21 protein-coding genes are annotated in these 19,432 nt (G+C 44.3%); 10 read left to right on the top strand and 11 right to left on the bottom strand.

Annotated elements, in window-relative coordinates; translation table 11 throughout:
* Positions 1-9: 9 nt before the first annotated feature.
* From VME0621_RS09570 to VME0621_RS09560, 3 genes are read right to left on the bottom strand one after another with little or no spacing between them, the layout of a single operon-like run.
* Positions 10-684, bottom strand: coding sequence for a M15 family metallopeptidase (locus VME0621_RS09570; RefSeq protein ID WP_062458161.1), 675 nt, complete (start codon positions 682-684; stop codon positions 10-12).
* Between the two features lie 2 nt (positions 685-686).
* On the bottom strand, positions 687-1,823 hold the full coding sequence (dapE, locus tag VME0621_RS09565) for a succinyl-diaminopimelate desuccinylase (RefSeq protein WP_062458158.1): 1,137 nt from the start codon (positions 1,821-1,823) through the stop codon (positions 687-689).
* Positions 1,824-1,857: 34 nt separating this feature from the next.
* The gene (locus tag VME0621_RS09560; protein WP_062458156.1) at positions 1,858-2,208 is read right to left on the bottom strand and encodes an ArsC family reductase; all 351 of its coding nucleotides are present in this window, start codon (positions 2,206-2,208) and stop codon (positions 1,858-1,860) included.
* 293 nt (positions 2,209-2,501) lie between these two features.
* Between VME0621_RS09560 and VME0621_RS09555 the strand changes: the two genes are divergently transcribed.
* Positions 2,502-2,783, top strand: a complete 282-nt coding sequence (locus VME0621_RS09555; RefSeq protein WP_006071066.1) for a winged helix-turn-helix domain-containing protein — start codon at positions 2,502-2,504, stop codon at positions 2,781-2,783.
* A gap of 83 nt (positions 2,784-2,866) precedes the next feature.
* On the opposite strand, the gene VME0621_RS09550 is transcribed toward VME0621_RS09555, so the two are convergent.
* Entirely contained in the window at positions 2,867-3,217 is a 351-nt protein-coding gene (locus VME0621_RS09550; RefSeq protein ID WP_038227835.1) for a DUF4156 domain-containing protein, read from the bottom strand.
* Complete coding sequence (locus VME0621_RS09545) at positions 3,201-3,542, bottom strand: DUF2956 domain-containing protein (protein ID WP_038227834.1); 342 nt, start codon at positions 3,540-3,542, stop codon at positions 3,201-3,203. Before VME0621_RS09545 ends, VME0621_RS09550 begins: the two co-directional genes overlap by 17 nt.
* A 112-nt stretch (positions 3,543-3,654) precedes the next feature.
* Between VME0621_RS09545 and VME0621_RS09540 the strand changes: the two genes are divergently transcribed.
* The 4 genes from VME0621_RS09540 (at position 3,655) to VME0621_RS09525 (ending at position 7,730) form a co-directional block, all read left to right on the top strand.
* On the top strand, positions 3,655-4,149 hold the full coding sequence (locus VME0621_RS09540; RefSeq protein WP_062458153.1) for a DUF2919 domain-containing protein: 495 nt from the start codon (positions 3,655-3,657) through the stop codon (positions 4,147-4,149).
* A gap of 36 nt (positions 4,150-4,185) precedes the next feature.
* Positions 4,186-5,091, top strand: a complete 906-nt coding sequence (locus VME0621_RS09535; RefSeq protein WP_038227832.1) for a Dyp-type peroxidase — start codon at positions 4,186-4,188, stop codon at positions 5,089-5,091.
* Between the two features lie 114 nt (positions 5,092-5,205).
* Positions 5,206-6,342 (top strand): flagellin, encoded by a 1,137-nt coding sequence (locus VME0621_RS09530; protein ID WP_062458150.1) that lies wholly within the window; start codon positions 5,206-5,208, stop codon positions 6,340-6,342.
* Between the two features lie 239 nt (positions 6,343-6,581).
* Entirely contained in the window at positions 6,582-7,730 is a 1,149-nt protein-coding gene (locus VME0621_RS09525) for a flagellin (protein ID WP_062457967.1), read from the top strand.
* A gap of 122 nt (positions 7,731-7,852) precedes the next feature.
* Here VME0621_RS09525 and VME0621_RS09520 read toward each other — a convergent pair whose 3' ends face one another.
* The gene (locus VME0621_RS09520; protein ID WP_038229203.1) at positions 7,853-8,371 is read right to left on the bottom strand and encodes a regulatory protein ToxS; all 519 of its coding nucleotides are present in this window, start codon (positions 8,369-8,371) and stop codon (positions 7,853-7,855) included.
* An 11-nt stretch (positions 8,372-8,382) separates the two neighbouring features.
* Complete coding sequence (locus VME0621_RS09515) at positions 8,383-9,213, bottom strand: winged helix-turn-helix domain-containing protein (protein ID WP_038229205.1); 831 nt, start codon at positions 9,211-9,213, stop codon at positions 8,383-8,385.
* 261 nt (positions 9,214-9,474) lie between these two features.
* On the opposite strand from VME0621_RS09515, the gene htpG reads away from it, so the two are divergent.
* The 3 genes from htpG (at position 9,475) to hemH (ending at position 13,421) form a co-directional block, all read left to right on the top strand.
* Complete coding sequence (gene htpG / locus VME0621_RS09510; RefSeq protein ID WP_062458145.1) at positions 9,475-11,379, top strand: molecular chaperone HtpG; 1,905 nt, start codon at positions 9,475-9,477, stop codon at positions 11,377-11,379.
* Between the two features lie 319 nt (positions 11,380-11,698).
* Positions 11,699-12,343, top strand: a complete 645-nt coding sequence (gene adk / locus VME0621_RS09505) for an adenylate kinase (RefSeq protein WP_006071083.1) — start codon at positions 11,699-11,701, stop codon at positions 12,341-12,343.
* A gap of 118 nt (positions 12,344-12,461) precedes the next feature.
* Positions 12,462-13,421 carry a ferrochelatase gene (gene hemH, locus VME0621_RS09500; RefSeq protein ID WP_062458142.1) on the top strand — a complete coding sequence of 320 codons (960 nt, stop codon included), beginning with the start codon at positions 12,462-12,464 and terminating at the stop codon, positions 13,419-13,421.
* Between the two features lie 74 nt (positions 13,422-13,495).
* Here hemH and VME0621_RS09495 read toward each other — a convergent pair whose 3' ends face one another.
* Positions 13,496-14,881, bottom strand: coding sequence for a peptide MFS transporter (locus VME0621_RS09495; protein WP_038229208.1), 1,386 nt, complete (start codon positions 14,879-14,881; stop codon positions 13,496-13,498).
* Between the two features lie 303 nt (positions 14,882-15,184).
* Between VME0621_RS09495 and rfaH the strand changes: the two genes are divergently transcribed.
* The gene (gene rfaH, locus VME0621_RS09490) at positions 15,185-15,676 is read left to right on the top strand and encodes a transcription/translation regulatory transformer protein RfaH (protein WP_038229209.1); all 492 of its coding nucleotides are present in this window, start codon (positions 15,185-15,187) and stop codon (positions 15,674-15,676) included.
* Positions 15,677-15,732: 56 nt separating this feature from the next.
* Here rfaH and dapD read toward each other — a convergent pair whose 3' ends face one another.
* From dapD to VME0621_RS09475, 3 genes are all read right to left on the bottom strand, one after another.
* Positions 15,733-16,764 (bottom strand): 2,3,4,5-tetrahydropyridine-2,6-dicarboxylate N-succinyltransferase, encoded by a 1,032-nt coding sequence (gene dapD / locus VME0621_RS09485; RefSeq protein WP_038229211.1) that lies wholly within the window; start codon positions 16,762-16,764, stop codon positions 15,733-15,735.
* Between the two features lie 265 nt (positions 16,765-17,029).
* Positions 17,030-17,326 carry a YebG family protein gene (locus tag VME0621_RS09480; RefSeq protein ID WP_006071091.1) on the bottom strand — a complete coding sequence of 99 codons (297 nt, stop codon included), beginning with the start codon at positions 17,324-17,326 and terminating at the stop codon, positions 17,030-17,032.
* A gap of 126 nt (positions 17,327-17,452) precedes the next feature.
* Entirely contained in the window at positions 17,453-18,346 is an 894-nt protein-coding gene (locus VME0621_RS09475; RefSeq protein ID WP_038229212.1) for a LysR family transcriptional regulator, read from the bottom strand.
* Positions 18,347-18,443: 97 nt separating this feature from the next.
* Here VME0621_RS09475 and VME0621_RS09470 point away from each other — a divergent pair, with 97 nt between their 5' ends.
* Entirely contained in the window at positions 18,444-19,418 is a 975-nt protein-coding gene (locus VME0621_RS09470; protein WP_062458138.1) for a TDT family transporter, read from the top strand.
* Positions 19,419-19,432 lie beyond the last annotated feature (14 nt).

Here is a 19,432-nt window from a genome sequence, read left to right as displayed (position 1 = left end):
ACTTCACTCTCAACGTTGTATATTTGTTATATATTGATTGTAGATGTAATCAAGTTGAGAAAGTATGGCACGTTGTCCCAAAATCTCTGATTGCTCTAAAGTTTCTTGAAGCAATGTGATGGAAAGTTGGCTAAGACATTGTTCTGCCGTGGCATGGTGGCTTATATGCCAGGGTTCAAAGGCTACTCCGCCACGATCTTGCTGATAAGGAAAACGGAAACCATACTGACCAGCATTGTTTTTTAGCCATTGATAGAAGGGTACTTGATGACCTTGTGTATATTCCCAAGGCTCTAAGGCGAGAGAAGTGTCAACAGGTAACAAGTTACCTGCATAGATATCAAAATCGGTACCCCAGTGGTGGCGACTTGCACCGGGCAAAGCACTCCAACGCAAAATTGCTCGAACCTTTTGCTCATCAGACAATGAGGCAGTATCCATGGGGTGGCTATCATCGTCTAGAATTGGCTTACCCCCTGACATTTTGTTGTTCCAAATACCAAGTTGACGCTCGAAACTTCGAAATCCACTGGCGATATACAGTTGAAATCCATCGGATGAAGCAGCTTGAATCAGAGCGTGCAAATCTTGCCTAACTTGCTGATGCACAAGAAACACTTTGTTTCCAACTTGAAGTGGAACCAACTCACATTCACTTTGACCAACAAGCTGCTTTCTATCCATATCTATTTACTCAAAAGGTTAAAAAGAGTTTTCTCGTACATATCGGTGAGCTTTTCAAGATCAGCAATGTTTACACATTCGTTTACCTTGTGAATGGTTGCGTTAACAGGACCAAGCTCTACTACTTGAGTGCCCATGCGTGCAATGAAGCGGCCGTCGGATGTACCGCCTGTCGTTAGAAGCTCAGGTTTCTTATGGTTGACCTCTTCCACTGCATCAACTACCGCGTCCAGTAAATTACCTTTATCCGTCAAGAACGGATGACCGCTTAACGTCCATTTTAACTCGTAATCTAACCCATGAAGGTCTAGTGTCGAATGTACGCGTTGTTTGATGTCTTCGTCGGTCAGTTCAGTACTGAAACGGAAGTTGAACTGCACATCGAGTTCACCAGGAATCACATTAGTTGCACCGGTGCCAGAATGTAGATTAGGGATCTGGAAGCTGGTCGGAGGAAAGAAGTCGTTACCTTCATCCCATTTTGTTGCTGCAAGCTCTGCTAATGCAGGAAGCGCTTGATGCACTGGGTTGTTTGCTAGGTGAGGGTAAGCAACATGACCTTGTATGCCTTTTACTTTCAAATCACCAGTGATAGAACCACGACGGCCATTTTTAACCACATCGCCAACCGCTAGCGTACTTGAAGGTTCTCCTACAATACACATGTCGATCAGCTCGTTACGCTCCATCAAGGTATCGACCACTCGGGTTGTTCCATTAATAAATGGGCCTTCTTCATCAGAGGTGATCAAGAAAGCAATGGAGCCCTTGTGGTTTGGGTTCTGTTCAATAAATCGTTCTACCGCAACAATCATACAGGCTAGCGAGCCTTTCATATCTGCTGCACCACGTCCATGAAGATGACCATCAATGATCGTTGGTTCAAATGGTGGGGTATGCCATTGCTCTCTTGGTCCGGCTGGTACAACATCGGTATGGCCTGCAAAGGCAAATAGTGGCGCTTCACTTCCTTTGCGAGCCCAAAAGTTGGTGGTGTCTTCAAACACCATCACTTCGATCTCAAAGCCGAGTTTTTCTAGGCGTTCAATCATTACCTTTTGGCAATCTGCATCTTCCGGTGTTACTGATTCGCGACTAATTAAATCTTTTGCGAGTGCCAATACGGGGCTGTCTGTCATCCTTGATGATCCTTGTACTTATCGTTAATTCGAATTATGCGTTGAAAATTTGTTGGTATTGATCAGCTTTGAAGCCGATGTGTTTGCTGCCGTCAATATCGATAATAGGACGTTTAATCATGGCAGGGTGCTCAACAAGAAGTGAAATCGCTGAGTCTTCATTAAGTGTGTCTTTTTGCTCTTGTGAAAGCTGGCGGTACGTCGTGCCGCGTTTGTTTAGTACTTGTTCCCAACCTAGAGCATCACAAAACTCGCGAACCATTTGCTCTGAAATGCCAGTCTTACGATAGTCGTGAAATGTGTACTCCACGTCATTAGCTTCGAGCCACTTTTTAGCTTTTTTAATTGTGTCGCAGTTAGGGATCCCAAACATGGTGATCGACATAATGACTTCCTTTCTATATTTGACTTGCCGACTCGGCAATTTTGTTTTCAAGCATCCTATCAAGAACTCTCCTTATAAACAAAAACTTGTTCTTTATCACACTTGTTCTGATCTGCTTGCTCTGAACAGATGGCGCAAAAACAACAGAAAAGCCAGCTAAATTGACCGATATTGATGAAAAGTTACAAAATCTGAATTGTTGATATCGCGCGGATTATCGAGAAATTGATCAAGCGCAACACCATCTTGTTGAAATCCAATATATTGGAAATGCACATAAATAGGAGGTGTCAATGGAACTGAGTCCTGTTTTTGCACGTCGTCTCTATCTCGCATTGCTTGTTGAGAGCATCGAGAGACCGAATGTGCCAAAACTTATCGAAAAAACGGGGTGGCCTCGCCGAACAATTCAAGATGTAATCAAGGCGCTACCTGGTATCGGCATTGAGCTCATGTTTGTTCAAGATGGGCGTAGACACAATGATGGTTATTACCAGTTATCTGACTGGGGACCATTCGACAGCCAATGGGTGATTGAACGCCAGAATGACATCGAGTCGACTCTTGGCGTTTAAACAGCAGATCGTTGTTGAGTGTGAATTAAGTATCAGCCGTGTGCATATGGATGATAAATGAGGCCAGAGTGAAGACTCTGGCTTTATTTTTTACAGCGGTATGCGCTACCTATCAAGGTTACCGACGTTTGAAAGTCGAGAGGGGATAGCAAAAGTACAGTATCTGCTTCCAACTCACTTGCATGATTCTTTATGTCATTCATTGCGCCACGGGCCAGTGCATCATTGCCATAAAAAATCGAGCTATACCAGCGTCCTTCTGAACCAGTGATGTCGCCTTTCCAAACGCAAGATGAGACATCCATAGTGGCATCCAGTCTTACCTCAACGCGCTCAGCTTGTGTTGACGAAAGTTGATTGCTTGGTGTTGAGCAGCCTTGCAACACAATCAGTGCAGTTAGAGCACCGAGACCGCGTTTAGTTAAGAGCAACATAAGCGATAAAACCTATCCAGCTGAATACCAATAACATCCAAGGTAAACGCGTAGAGCCTACTTCTTGAACTTGAACATCTTGTGTTTGATTGCCTGCTTCAACGTGCTCACGTTGCTGCTTATCTCTTTTCTGTTTTTTTAGCGCTTTATCTGCCTGACGTTTTTTCTCTTTCTGCTGTTTTTTAAATTGCGCGATGCCTTTTTCAATTCCTTGAGCGATCAATTTAGTCTGTTCTTTTGTTTGACCAGGCTTTTGGGTTGATTTCGCTATGCGCATCGCTTCTTGCTGCGTTTCTACAGAAGGCGCACTTTTGTTGGTTTTCATACTCATCCTAACTCAAAATTTGCTGCATTTTATCATAACCAAGAGTTTGAACTTGAATCATTGCGCCATTAACACCATATAGTTTGATATTAGTTAGAATTTGAGACGTATTATGCGCTATGGCATAGAACAATATGACCAGCACGGAATCCTCAAAGCGCCAGTTTGGCTCTGGTTAGGGTGGGCGTTCCTGACACGTGCCTGGGTGGTATTTATTGTTGCTGGTGCGAGTCGCCAAGATGGAAGTCAAATTCTCGAGTATGTTTACCCAAACCACACTATGCTTTACCTCGGATTGGCCATGGGGCTACCGATTGTTGTAGGAATGTGGCTAATGGGATTGCGTAAAGCGGATACAGACAAAATCAATCGCTCTGTTAGCTATTTAAGAGGCACTTCTATTCTCGTGGTGCTAATGCAGCTAGGACATACTGTCTACTTAGTCAGCTTACAGCACTGGCAGTTTACCTGGACCAACGCGATGACTCTGGTACTGCTGTGCTGGTTTGCTATTTATTTGGTAAATAGTCGCTATGTGATAGATTGCTTAGCGATGCCAAGAAAAATCAATACAGTTACTGATCAAGGTCATACTACGAGTAACTAGTTAAAAATACACTGTGCAAAAACAGAGGAAAGATCAATGTCATTACCACAAAGTGCGATAACGCCTGATGCTGAACCATTTGCGTTGTACATGCAGTTAAAAGTGAATCAAAACCCTCAGCAAGTGCTAAGTGCACTGCAAGCATTACCACAGTTAGTAAAAGAGCTTAATGAGTCTCAACCTGGTGCTGAACTGACGTCATCAGTGGCGTTCTCTCACTCATTCTGGACACAGTTTGAACAGGCGATGCCGCCAGAGCTGAAAGCGTTCCCAGAACTAGGTGAAGGTGATATTCACGCCCCATCGACTGAAGTAGATGTATTAGTGCATTGTCACTCTAAGCGTCATGATCTGCATTTTTATGTGTTGCGTAAACTCATGGGTCAGATTGCTGAGGACGTAACTGTTGTGGATGAGACCTACGGCTATCGCTTTATGGATGCTCGTGATATGACGGACTTTATTGATGGCACTGAAAACCCGAAAGGTGATCAGCGTGGTGAAGTCGCATTAGTTGCTGATGGTGAGTTTGCCTCTGGAAGTTACGTAATGGTGCAACGTTTTGAACATAATCTGCCTGCGTGGAACCGCCTTAATGTTGCAGCACAAGAGAAAGTAATCGGTCGTACCAAGCCTGATTCTATAGAGCTGGATGATGTTCCTGCTGCATCTCACGTAGGGCGTGTAGACATCAAAGAGGAAGGCAAAGGACTTAAAATTGTTCGTCACAGCTTGCCGTATGGTACGGTAAGTGGCGCTCATGGCTTACTGTTCATTGCTTATTGTCATACGGTACATAACTTCGATGCGATGCTTGAAAGTATGTACGGTGCAACTGATGGTAAAACTGACCAGTTGTTACGCTTTACCAAAGCGGTCACAGGGGCGTATTTCTTTGCGCCGTCGCAAGAGATGCTTGCCTCACTAAATATCGCAGCATAATCCATATCTTGGTTCCTAGGCGTTTGTACTAGGAACCTTCTCACTATCTTTTTCCCCTTCAGTTTTTTCTCATTTAGTCGATATCAAAGTAACCCTTTTGTTTTCGGAACTTGTATGTCGATTACTGTTAATACCAATGTCAGTGCAATGATGGCCCAAAATCAACTGAATAAAGCGTCTCAGGCGTTGAATCAGTCGTTAGAGCGTCTGTCGTCTGGCTATCGCATTAATAGTGCTAAGGACGATGTAGCGGGCCTGCAAATTTCTAATCGATTAGAAGCTCAAATCAGTGGCCTAGGTGTAGCGCAGCGTAATGCAAATGATGGTATTTCCATCATGCAAACCGCAGAAGGCGCGATGAATGAAACCACGGCAATCCTACAACGAATGCGAGACCTCTCGCTGCAATCAGCCAATGGTTCCAACTCGGCTCAAGAGCGAAAGGCGCTACAAGAAGAGTTTTCTGCCCTCAATGATGAGCTAAATCGAATCGCAGAAACCACCTCGTTCGGTGGTAAAAGATTGCTCAATGGAAGCTTTGGTAAGACCACGTTTCAAATAGGTGCCCAGGCAGGAGAGGCCATTCAGGTTGAACTAAAAAATATGCGTTCTGACCAATTGGAAATGGGCGGAGTTGCTTATCGTGCCAATAATAGCGTTTCTGAATCGTGGCAGGTGGATTCAAGTAATCGCAGCTTGAGTTTCAGTTATCAAGATGCTCAAGGTAGAACTCAGACTGACACGATAGAGCTTAAAGTTGGCGATGATATTGAACAGGTTGCGACTTACATTAACGGGCAAACGGATACGATGTCAGCCTCAGTAAACGAGCAGGGGCAGTTACAATTGTTCGCTGACTCCCAGCAAGTCACCAGTAGCGTTACATTTTCAGGGAACTTTGCTCAAGCTTTAGATATTGCGACACAGGGTATTGTGACGGTGGATAATTTGTCTATCGAAGGAGTAGGCGGTGCGCAAATGTCGGTGTCTGTAATCGATCAAGCTTTAAAGTATGTGGATGGTCATCGGGCTGAGCTAGGGGCTTATCAAAATAGGCTAGGTCATACCATTAATAATCTGGCAAATATGGAAGAGAACTTATCGTCTTCGAACAGCCGCATTAAAGATACTGACTACGCGAAAGAAACGACTGAAATGTTAAAGCAACAAATCCTTCAACAGGTTAGCACTACGATTTTGGCTCAAGCAAAACAGACACCCAACCTAGCACTTACTCTTTTGCAGAGCTAATCGCAAAATAGGTCGTACGACGGCTTGGCAGATAACTTTAGCTCTTTTTCCTGCAAAACTTCACTTTTTATGTTTCTTATCACAAATCATGCCCAACGCCATAAAAAAAGTGGTTTTCCATAAATAAACTTCTCAAGTCTTTCTTTTTGAAGACGATAAAGATAGTAACTTTGAGAGAACTACTTGGTTTTCCGAGACGTCGGAAACCGCTACACCGGAAAATCAATTGGAGAAACAACATGGCAGTGAATGTAAATACTAACGTTTCAGCGATGACGGCTCAGCGTTACTTAAACAATGCAAGTCAAGCGCAAGCAACATCAATGGAGCGTTTGTCTTCAGGTCATAAAATCAACAGTGCGAAAGACGACGCAGCGGGTCTACAAATTTCGAACCGTTTGAACGTTCAAAGCCGTGGTCTTGATGTGGCAGTGCGCAACGCGAACGATGGTATCTCTATCGCTCAAACTGCTGAAGGCGCGATGAATGAGACAACGAACATCCTGCAACGTATGCGTGACCTATCACTGCAATCGGCAAACGGCTCAAACTCAAAAGCAGAGCGTGTGGCGATTCAAGAAGAAGTGACGGCACTGAACAACGAACTAAACCGCGTCGCTGAAACCACAGCATTTGGTGGTAACCGTCTACTGAACGGTACTTACGGTACTCAGTCATTCCAAATCGGTTCAAATAATGGTGAAGCGGTGATGCTAAGCCTGAAAGATATGCGCTCAGACAACAGCGGCATGGGTGGCTCGGTTTACCAAGCAGCAAACGCAAAAGATAAAGATTGGTCAGTGGCAGCAAGCTCAACACTGACAATCGACATGAACGACAGCGCGGGTAACGCGATGACAACGCTGACGATTAACGCGAAACAAGGCGACGACATTGAGCAGCTAGCGACGTACATCAATGGTCAAACTGACCTAGTGCAAGCGTCTGTAGATGAAGATGGCGCTCTACAAGTATTCGCCAGCAACAATAAAGACATCGACAGCGCATCATTAAGCTTCGGTGGTACGCTAGCGGGTTCAGGTGAGCTAGACATGTCAGGTGCAGCGGCAGCAGCAACAGTTAACGATATTGATGTCACGTCAGTAGGTGGCGCTCAGGAGTCCGTTGCGATTCTGGACTCAGCGATGAAGTATGTGGATAGTCACCGTGCAGAGCTTGGTGCTTTCCAAAACCGCTTCAACCACGCTATCAACAACCTAGACAACATCAATGAGAATGTGAACGCGTCGAAGAGCCGTATCAAAGACACGGACTTCGCGAAAGAGACGACAGCGATGACGAAGAACCAAATTCTATCGCAAGCTTCAAGTTCGATTTTGGCACAAGCGAAACAAGCGCCAAACGCAGCATTGAGCCTACTAGGCTAAGCGTCGTGTTGGGTGGCAAACAAAAAAACCAGAGCCTGGCTCTGGTTTTTTTATGGGCGTAAACTTTTTTGCTACAAAAACAAAGGAGGCAATCGCCTCCTTTATAATATTTAACATCTAACTTAGTTAGAAAATAAGATGGATGAACCTTGGTTTAAACTGGTCAGCAATAGTGTTTTTTCGTTAACAATATCAATACGGCGACTCTGCTGAGCTTCCATTTTTAGGAACTGCTTAATCATCGCAAGTTGCTCATGAGTAAACTCATCCGATTGTGCCGTCGCAGTGTCTTTGAACTCTCGAGGTGAAATCAGTAAGTAGTTGTCACTGATGGCCCAAGCGCCTTTCTCAGAAATCTTAATCAAGGTGTGTTTTTCTGGATCACTACCGTATAAGCGCATTGAAGATTCACGGATATATTCACCACCCGGCAAATACTTTACATTAGCCGACATTTCTAAACGGCTTAACGGTCCGATATCTGTATCCGGATAGTCACGAGCAGCAATGATACCCACCATGTTGGATTGCCATTCATTGGAGGTTAGAACTTGCTCGATTTTTAAATCACTTCCCCAGTAAAGCCAAGCACTTAGAGCAGTAGATAGCGCAAGTAAAATAGCAGCGTATTTCATTTTCATCAGGACACTCCTTACTTGCACACTTTGCTTAGGTCTGATTGCTCAGTAAAAATACGCATTGTGCTATTTTCACCAGAGAATTCGACGCTATGAATAAAGTTAAGGGCAATTTGATCACTCTGATCGCCTGTTACAATCACCTCTAGAGGCAGCATGTCGTCAGTATGTGTTTCAATATACTTAGCAACACATTGCTCAATCTTTGGTTGCCAGCTAGAGACATCAGGGTGGTTTTCAGGCGTCACAATCTTCACGCTTTCCACCATACCAAGCTCTTTAAAGCTAGACTGTGCTGGATTGGTTGCCATAAGTACAAGAATAGGTAGCAAAATTGCCACTACGACCATTGCCCAAACGGTTGGCGGCGTTTTCTCTTTTGGGGCCGGTGGGATGACTGGCTCTGAGTAAGGAGTCGCTGACGCAGCACTTGGCTCTTGCAGTTCTTTGGCAAGGTCAACAACAGGAGCTTCATTTATGGCTTCTGATGAAGCGACAGGTACAGAGCGCTCAACACTAGATATAAGTTGATAGCCACGTTTAGGCACCGTCTTAACAAATTGCGGTGATTTTGTTGGATCCTTCAGCATCTTACGAAGTGTAGAGATAGCTTGAGTCAAGCTTGAGTCATCGACTTCAAAGCCTTGATCTCTCCAAACAAATTCATGAAGGTCGTTACGGGTCACGACTTCGTTCGGTCTTTCAGCGAGTAGAAGTAAAATGCGACTTTCATTACTACCAAGACGGACTACTTCATCGTTATTGGTTTGATCGACTAAAGAGTTGCTATTAGGGTCAAAAATGTACTTTTGACCGAGTATAAACTTAGTGCCTATGTTACTCATTGCATTCTTCTTTTTAGTGCCGCAACGCGACAGATACTGATATTTTGGCACTGAATAATTGCAGAGCCAATTATAGGATTTTAGGATTTTTTTATAGTCAGGAGCAGTAGGATAATAAAAACAAATCAAAAAAACAGCATTTTTATGTTTTTTGACCTTGAATTTACAATCTTCATCCTCATTTCTTTAGCAGATTAATCATAGCAATAGCGAGTTCCAGAAAATGTCAAAACTCGGTATTAAATGTGTAATGGAGATAGCATGAGCACCGCTGAAACTAACAATAAAGAAACCCGTGGCTTTCAGTCAGAGGTAAAACAACTTCTTCACTTAATGATTCACTCTCTGTATTCAAACAAAGAGATCTTTCTAAGAGAGTTAATCTCCAATGCGTCCGATGCGGCGGATAAGCTGCGCTTTCAGGCTTTATCTAACGCAGATTTATATCAAGGTGATGCGGACCTTGGTGTTAAGTTGTCGTTTGATGCAGACAGCAACACGTTAACCGTTTCTGATAATGGTATCGGTATGACGCGCGATGATGTGATCGAACACTTAGGCACCATTGCAAAATCAGGCACAAAAGAGTTCTTTGCTAAATTGTCAGATGAGCAAAGTAAAGACTCACAACTTATCGGTCAATTCGGTGTTGGTTTCTACTCAGCGTTTATCGTGGCAGACGCGGTGACCGTGCGCACACGCGCAGCGGGTGCTGCAGCTGACCAAGCGGTGCAATGGCACTCTGCCGGTGAAGGCGACTACACCATCGAAGATATTACTAAAGAAACACGTGGTACGGATATCATTCTTCACATGCGTGAAGAAGGCAAAGAGTTCCTATCTGAATGGCGCCTTCGTGATGTGATCAGCAAATATTCAGACCACATCGGCATTCCAGTATCTATTTGGACGCTTGAGCGTGATGAAGAAGGTAAAGAGACAGAACAAGGTAAGTGGGAACAGATCAACAAAGCGCAAGCACTTTGGACTCGCAACAAATCTGATATTACCGATGAAGAGTATCAAGAGTTCTATAAGCATGTGTCTCATGACTTTGCTGACCCTCTGCTATGGAGTCACAACCGCGTAGAAGGTAAGAATGACTACACTAGCTTGTTGTACATTCCAGCTAAAGCGCCTTGGGATATGATGAATCGCGATCATAAGAGCGGACTTAAGCTGTATGTACAACGTGTATTTATTATGGATGACGCAGAACAGTTCATGCCATCTTATTTGCGTTTTGTCCGTGGTCTAATTGATTCAAATGATCTACCACTTAACGTTTCGCGTGAAATTCTTCAAGACAACAAAGTAACTCAGTCACTGCGTGGCGCATGCACCAAGCGCGTGCTAACTATGCTTGAACGCATGGCTAAGAATGATGAAGAGAAATATCAAGCGTTCTGGAAGGAGTTTGGCCTAGTACTGAAAGAAGGCCCAGCGGAAGACATGGCAAATAAGGAGAAGGTCGCTGGCCTGCTTCGTTTTGCGTCGACGGAGGTGGATTCGGCTGAGCAAACTGTGTCTCTTGCGTCTTATGTTGAGCGCATGAAAGAAGAACAAGACAAGATCTATTACCTAACTGCGGATAGTTACGCGGCGGCAAAAAACAGCCCACACTTGGAGCAATTCAAAGCGAAAGGCATTGAAGTTATTCTTATGTATGACCGCATTGACGAATGGCTAATGAACTACCTAACCGAGTTTGACGGTAAGCAGTTCCAGTCTATTACTAAGTCGGGTCTTGATTTAAGTAAGTTTGAAGACGAAGCGGAAAAAGAGAAGCAAAAAGAGACAGAGGAAGAGTTTAAGTCTGTGGTCGAGCGCACTCAAGCTTACCTAGGTGATCGCGTTAAGGAAGTTCGCACCACGTTCAAGCTTGCGACTACTCCAGCTGTTGTGGTTACCGATGACTTCGAAATGGGCACACAGATGGCGAAGTTGCTTGAAGCAGCTGGTCAGGAAGTGCCTGAAGTTAAGTACATCTTTGAAATTAACCCTGAGCATGAGCTGGTTAAACGCATGGCAGACGAAGCGGATGAAGATGCGTTTGGTCGCTGGGTTGAAGTATTACTAGGGCAAGCAATGCTGGCTGAGCGTGGCTCTATGACAGATCCATCTCAATTCCTAGGTGCAGTGAATAAGCTTTTGTCTAAAGTCTAATATCCTTAGATTTATTTTGTGACTTAAAGCATAAAAATGAGCCCAATACTATTGGGCTCATTCATTTTAAAGTGTGGTTTAACACAGAGTTAGCGAACTTTAGATGCTTGTTGGCTATTCTTTAGTCGTATTTCGCGCCAAGCAAAAGATTTCTGTGTTAGAATGCGCCGCACGCATAAACATTCAGATCTTTGTTGAGCAATGTTTATACATTCAGAATTCATCTTTATACCGAAACTTATCGTAAAGCAGCCACTAAGGTGAAGCCTTTCGCTGTGAGCTTCGGTATAAAATCTTTTTAAGTATAAGAGGACAAATCATGCGCATCATTCTTTTAGGTGCTCCAGGTGCTGGTAAAGGCACACAAGCTCAATTCATCATGGAGAAGTACGGTATCCCTCAAATCTCTACTGGTGACATGCTACGTGCAGCAATCAAAGCAGGCACTGAGCTTGGTAAGAAAGCCAAAGCGGTTATCGATGCAGGTCAACTAGTGTCAGACGATATCATTCTTGGTCTAATCAAAGAGCGTATTGCTCAAGACGACTGTGAAAAAGGTTTCTTACTAGATGGTTTCCCTCGCACTATCCCTCAAGCTGATGGCCTGAAAGAGATGGGTGTAGACGTAGACTACGTTATAGAGTTTGACGTTGCTGATGATGTGATTGTTGAGCGTATGGCGGGTCGTCGTGCTCACCTAGCATCTGGTCGTACATACCACGTTGTTTACAACCCACCTAAAGTGGAAGGTAAAGACGACGTAACAGGTGAAGACCTAGTAGTTCGTGATGACGACAAAGAAGAGACAGTGCGTGCTCGTCTAGGCGTTTACCACGATCAAACTGCGCCGCTGATTGCTTACTACGGTAAAGAAGCTGAAGCGGGTAACACTAAGTACCTGAAATTTGACGGTACTAAGCAAGTTGCTGACGTAAGCGCAGATATCGAAAAAGCTCTGTCTTAATTCACAATTGTGAATCAAGTAAAAAAACGACCTTCTTAGGTCGTTTTTTTTGATCCATGGATGCTCAGCTAGAGTATATAATTCGTTTAGAAATCAAATAACAACTAAAAGGAAGTCTATGAGCGGTTCGCTAAAAACGGGAGTTTTGCTGGTTAACTTAGGTACGCCTGATGAACCTACAGCAAAAGGAGTGAAAGCGTTCTTACAAGAATTCTTGCATGATCACCGCGTTGTGGATATGAATCGTTGGCTTTGGTGCCCTATTTTGCACGGGGTAATCTTGCCTATTCGTTCTCCTAAGGTCGCTAAACTGTATCAATCAGTATGGATGGAGCAGGGCTCACCTCTAATGGTGTATTCCCGTCAACAAGCCGACAAACTGGCGCAAGCTCTGGATATGCCTGTTGAACTTGGTATGAGCTATGGCAATCCTTCGCTTAAAGATGGTCTCTCAAGACTACTAGATCAAGGGGTTGATAAGGTCGTGGTACTGCCACTTTATCCTCAGTACTCTGGGACGACGACTGCCGCTGCATTTGATGGTATTGCCAAGGCTTGTAAATCTATCTCGACGCTTCCGAGCATTTCATTGGTGCGCGACTATCATGACAACGCTCGTTATATCAAAGCGCTAGCCAATTCAGTACGAGCACATTGGGAGCAGCACGGAAGAGCGGATTACTTGCTGTGCTCATATCATGGTATTCCCAAACGCTACGCTGATAACGGTGACGTCTATCCTCTGCATTGTGAAGCGACGACGAAGCTTCTGGGTGAAGAGTTAGGCCTAGATTCGTCGCAAATAGGAATGAGTTATCAGTCCATTTTTGGTCGTGAGGAATGGTTACAACCGTATACGGAACAGACGTTAAAGCAAATGCCAGATAAAGGCATTAAATCGCTTGATATTATCACACCGGCATTCTCGGTGGATTGTTTAGAAACACTGGAAGAAATCGCGGTGGAGGCGAAAGAAACCTTCATCGAAGCGGGTGGCGAAAGTTATCGTTATATTAGCTGTCTTAACGATTCGCAGGAACACATCGACATGATGGTTGAATTGGTTCAGTCTGCTTAATGGCTTGTCTTAATTAAAAAAGGGGTCAGACATTGAATGTCTGACCCTTTTTAGTTTTTAAGCTTATTGGTTTATTAAGCGAGTTGTGCTTGTTGCTCTTCTACTTCTTGAGCCTTGCTAATACCGTTAGACTCGGCACCGTGCATCCATTTTACTAAGGTACTTGAGAACACGAGTAAAATAACACCACAAATGACGGCCGTTGCGGCAATGCCGCCAAAGATAGCCATTGCACCTAGTTCACCAACGTGTGAACCAATAAGGCCAGCCACATAGTTTGCAATCGCATTGAAACCGAACCATGCACCCATCATAAGTGATGCGAGGCGAAGCGGTGCTAATTTCGTTACAAGTGATAGGCCGATCGGAGATAGGCAAAGCTCACCTAGTGTGTGGAAGAAGAACGCACCCACTAACCAAAGCATAGAGGTTTTAACTGCAGTGTCGCCGCCTTGCTCCATCACCGCACCAACCATACAAAGGAAGCCAAGTGCTAGGAAGAATAGTGCTAGAGCAAATTTAACTGGAGAGTTAGGTTCACGCTTACCAAGTTTCACCCAAACTGCCGCTAAAACAGGAGCAAGAGTAATAATGAAGAACGGGTTTAGCGATTGGAACCAAGCTGCTGGTACTTCAAAGTCACCAATCATACGGTCTGTATATTGCTGCGTGTAGATGTTCATCAGGCCACCGGCTTGTTCAAAACCAGCCCAGAAAACGATAACAAATAGACCCATGATAAGGATAACTTTAAGGCGATCGATCTCTTCTTTAGTTAATGGCGCCTTTGTTTTTGAGTTGTTCAGTGCTTTTGCACGAGCAGCCGCAGGCACGTTACCGATTTCACCTAACCAAGATTTCGCCATAGTAAGCTGCATGATTAAGCTGAGCACCATACCGATACCAGCAACCACAAAACCTGCTGACCAACCGAATGAATCCGTTGCTGAGCCCACTATGATACCCGCTAGTAGTGCACCTAAGTTGATACCCATATAGAAGATAGTGAAGGCACCATCACGACGGTTGTCGCCTTCTTCGTAAAGGTCACCAACCATGGTTGAAATGTTTGGCTTAAACATACCGTTACCAGCGATAAGAAGTGCCAAACCGCCATAAAATAAGTGCGCATTAGGCTCGCCTGATGCCGCTGCAGCTAGAGTAAATTGACCTGCCGCCATCAATACACCACCAATGATGATAGATTTGCGTTGGCCAAGGAAGTTATCGGCAATGTAACCACCGATAAGTGGAGTGATGTAAACAAGTCCAGTATAGATACCATAGAGATCTAGAGCATCTTTAGTGGACCAGCCCATACCGCCATTCATAGTAGCATCAGTTAAGAACAGAACTAGGATGGCACGCATTGCGTAATAGGAAAAACGTTCCCATAGTTCGGTACCGAACAATAGAAACAGGCCTCGTGGGTGGCCTAGGATGTTGTGCTGTGCTGTCATAAGTTTTACTAATTTTAGTTATCAAAGAATATAATGTGCCAACTTGTATACATGACCAAATTAATAACTGCAATAGCATTAATTAATAGATATTGTGAATGAAATGTTTAACACGATGAAATGTAAGTAAATTTTTCAGGGATAGTACGAGAAAAATGTGCTGCAAACTAACATTTCATTTTTTGTTAACTCGCAATTATTAGGAATATTCCTCTTTACTATTCGATTCATTAATTGAACTTTAGAGAAAGACCGCAAATTTAGTGATACGATGTAGGTAATTAGAAACATTATGCAGTGAAAATGAAACGTTGGTATTTGCTTTATTGTAAGCGCGGAGAACAAGCTCGCGCGAAAATGCATCTCGAAAATCAAGGCTTAGAGTGCTACTACCCAGAGATCTCGGTAGAAAAAATATTGCGTGGCAAACGACAGAATGTGAAAGAGCCGCTCTTTCCATCCTATGTATTCGTGAAGTTTGATTATGAGGTAGGGCCTTCTTTCACTACCGTTCGCTCGACACGAGGTGTGGTTGATTTCATTCGTTTTGGCGCTCATCCTAAAGAGATCAATGGTGATCTGATTTTTGAATTAAGATCTATTGTTCATTGCGATGAGCCAGATTGCGCTGACCTTCCTGACAAAGGGGAGTGCGTTAGAGTCATTGGTGGTCAGTTTGCTGGCATTGAAGCCATCTTCCAAGAGGCTGACGGTGAAGCGCGTTCTATTATGTTAGTCAATTTGATTAACAAACAAGTCCCAGTAAGTATCGACAATAAAGATTTGGATATATAAAAAGAGCCTCAGCACTATGCTGAGGCTCTTCTTTAACATCGGGCTATTACTACCGACTAGTTGTTGCTGTGTAGCTCGCTGTTTAGCTCAACCGCAGTCTTATTGGTTAGACATTCGATTTGACCAGTCACAGAGTTGCGACGGAATAGTAGGTCTGGCTTACCTGCAAGGTCACGTGCTTTGACGATTTCTACTTCTTGACCAGAAGCATCAAGCATACGTACTTTAGAACCCGCTGTAACATACAGACCAGACTCAACAGTACAGCGATCACCAAGCGGGAAACCTAGACCAGCATTCGCGCCCAGTAATGAGTTCTCACCGATAGATACCACAACCGTGCCGCCACCTGACAGTGTACCCATGATAGATGCACCACCACCAATATCAGAGCCGTTACCAACGACAACGCCAGCAGAAATTCGGCCTTCAACCATGCTAACGCCTGTCGTGCCTGCGTTAAAGTTGATGAAGCCTTCATGCATAACCGTTGTACCTTCACCAACATGTGCGCCAAGACGTACACGAGAAGTGTCGGCAATACGAACGCCAGTTGGAACCACATAGTCCACCATTTTCGGGAACTTATCGACGCAATCAACCGTTAGTGTTTCGCCCGCAAGGCGAGCCTCGATTTGGCGGTCAGCCAGCTCTGGAAGGTCGATAGCACCTTGGTTAGTCCACGCGATGTTATGAAGCAGACCAAAGATGCCGTCTAACACAGTGCCGTGTGGTTGAACCAAGCGGTTAGAAATCAGTTGTAGCTTCAGGAAGCCTTCTGCAACAGATTGTGGCTTCTCGTCAGTGGCAAGAATAACGATAACTAATGGTTGAGAAGAGTTTGCTGCTTTTTCAGCGAAAGCTGCGTTTTGTGCATCGTCGTTTGAGGCGAATGCTGTCGCTAATGCGGCGCTTTGCTCTGCAGTTACTTCAATCGCTTGGTTACCGTCTGTGTAACCTGCTACTTCAGCAATGGCTGAGACCAGTGCATCACTTGGATTTAGACGTGGATGTGGGAAAAACGCTTCGATGATTTTACCGTCGCGGTTTTTGGTTGCGCTGCCGAAAGCAATTGAAAATGCTGCCATGACTCTCGTTCTCCATGTATAGAATTGTCCAAAAGTCGCGCCAAACTGCAGCGACTTGGTGTAATTTGTTGGCAATCATCTTATAGAGTGACAGGATGTGATGAAAGGGCAAAAATGGCAAAAGTCTGTAAAACGATACCCTTTGTCTTTTTAGCGATAGTTTTGTCTAATAAGAAATAGTCGCTATTAGAGACAAAAAAACCAGCAGGACCTGATTGGTCGGTGCTGGTTTATTGATGAGAAGGGAGAAATTAAGGTAAGCGAATTACGCTGCAGCCTCGCTATCGTCCTCTTCTACAGGCTCAACCACTTTTGGTTTCTTTGGTGTTGGTTTACGCTTAGCACCCAGAGCATAAAGCACTTCTTCTTTGCGTTGAGCAAGGAAAAGGGACAGCTCTTCCTGTTTTGCTTCATCTTCAATGAGCTCACTTTCGCCTAGCAGTGAGAATAACTCGTCTGCCATATCCAACATTTTGTCATAAGCGTCAGCTTCAGCTTTAGAGGTAAAAGTCATCTTTTCTTCTCCGTTGCGTTCCACCACGTACTTGACGATTACAGCCATGGTTAATCCTCTAATATGTTAATTTTGAAACGTGTAATACTGTCTGTTTATACAGATGCGAGATCCGCTTGTCCAGTCGGCGGGTCAAAAGTGAGAACTGATTGCCTATTTCCTATTCATGCAAGACTAGGCTTTATCCCACACCTGACAAAAATCGATAAAGTTCTTAAGCAGCGGGCTCTGATATTTCTCTTTATGAACTAATACCCAGAACCGTCGTTTCATATCCAGCGCAACAGGAAGTTGTTTGATACGACCGTCATTAATCGCGGTTTGTGCGGCAAGTTTAGATAAACACGCGAGACCTAATCCCGCCGATACGCAGTTAATGATCGCTTCTGTGGTATTCAGCTCGAATGCTTCGTGCCATACCTCTATTCTTGGTGCAACCGTTCTTAAGAAAAACTCTCTTGTGCCGGAGCCAGGTTCTCTCAATATCCAATCGCTGTTTTCAAGTAAGGTTAAATCATTCATGCCGCCGTTTGCTAGTGGGTGATTGACCGAAGATACGATACACATTTCGTCTTCACTAAACTGAGTGCTATTAAGTTCGGGATGCAGCGTTTTACCTTCAACCAAGCCGATATCCAACTCATAATCGATGAGCTTTTGGCAGATCAACGCGGTATTGGAGATAAACAACTGTTGCGCTTTATGTTGGTGTTGCTGGCGAAAATCACTCAATAAAAACGGCGCTAATTGATTACCAACGGTGTCACTAGCGCCAATGCGTAATTGCCCGCGATAGCTTTGCTCATCGCTAAATAGAGATTCTATGTCGCGACTTCGACTAAGCAGTTCATCGGCGAGAGGGAGTAATTTCTGACCCTCTTGATTGATCACCAAACGGTTATTTACCCGATCAAAAAGAGCATGGCCGATTTGCTTTTCTAGTTCACTTAACGACATACTCACCGCCGCTTTTGAGAGAAACAGTGTTTCCGACGCAGCAGTGAGCGTTTGATGCTGGGTGACGGCTACGAAGACTTTAAGTTGCTTAAGCGAGATATGTGGAGTCATGTTTAGTTAATCTGAACGTTGGTTGAATTTTAATGGATATACCTAAACATAAGACAGAGTTAGAATAAGCGCAACACATTAATTGAGGCAGCTAATAATGATTGCGACCGTGAAAAAAGCACACTACAGAGTTAAAGGCGCACCTACACCAATGGCAGGATTGGCTCTAGGTATCGCGAGTCTTGGCTGGTGCTGGGAAAATGCACTGGAACTGCATCATGGCGCACAGTGGATGGGCGCGGCCATCGCGAGTGTATTGCTTGTGATTTTGGCTTACAAATTTTTATTTCATAACCACCTATTAAGAGAAGACCTAGCACACCCTGTTGTAGGCAGTGTTGTTCCTACGTTTGCAATGGCCACTATGGTGGTTTCTCACTCAGTTGGTCAGTTTTTACCTAGACTTGGCGATGGTATCTGGCTAGTTGCTGTAGGCTTACATATCGTGTTCCTAGCAAGCTTTGTTTATCACCGCAGTCGTGATTTCGAATTACACCATATGGTACCAAGCTGGTTTGTACCACCTGTTGGTATTGTGGTTGCAGATGTGGCGTTCTCTGGTAATCCAAATCTGCAATGGGTAGCAAACGGTGCCTTGTACTTTGGCCTAGGTGTGTACGCAGTGATGCTTCCTACCATGATTTATCGTTTGATTTTCACTCATGAAATTCCAGACGCAGCTAAACCAACATTAGCAATTATGGCAGCGCCTGCGAGTCTCTCACTTGCTGGCTACCTAACTGTAGCAGCAGAGCCTTCACCAGTGATACTTGCACTACTGTTCGGTATCGCGGTACTGATGACGATGATTATCTACTTGGCGTTCATTAAATTGCTTCGCTTACCATTTAGCCCAGGCTATGCGGCGTTTACCTTTCCTATGGTTATTGGTGCTACAGCCTTGTACAAATTGGTGGCTTGGATGGGCGCTCACGGAATATCAGAGAGTGCGATTCAGCAAGTTCGAATGCTAGCCAATATTGAGTTAATTGTGGCAACGATTGTTGTGAGCTACGTAGCGGTCCGTTATCTAATGGCTTACCTACCTAAACCCTCACATCAAGCAGCGTAGAGTTCAAGTGAATA

This window comes from Vibrio mediterranei (assembly GCF_900088415.1).
Taxonomy (GTDB): Bacteria; Pseudomonadota; Gammaproteobacteria; order Enterobacterales; family Vibrionaceae; genus Vibrio; species Vibrio mediterranei.
The sequence above is the reverse complement of the archived record's forward strand: the minus strand, read 5'-3'. Positions and strand labels throughout refer to the sequence as shown.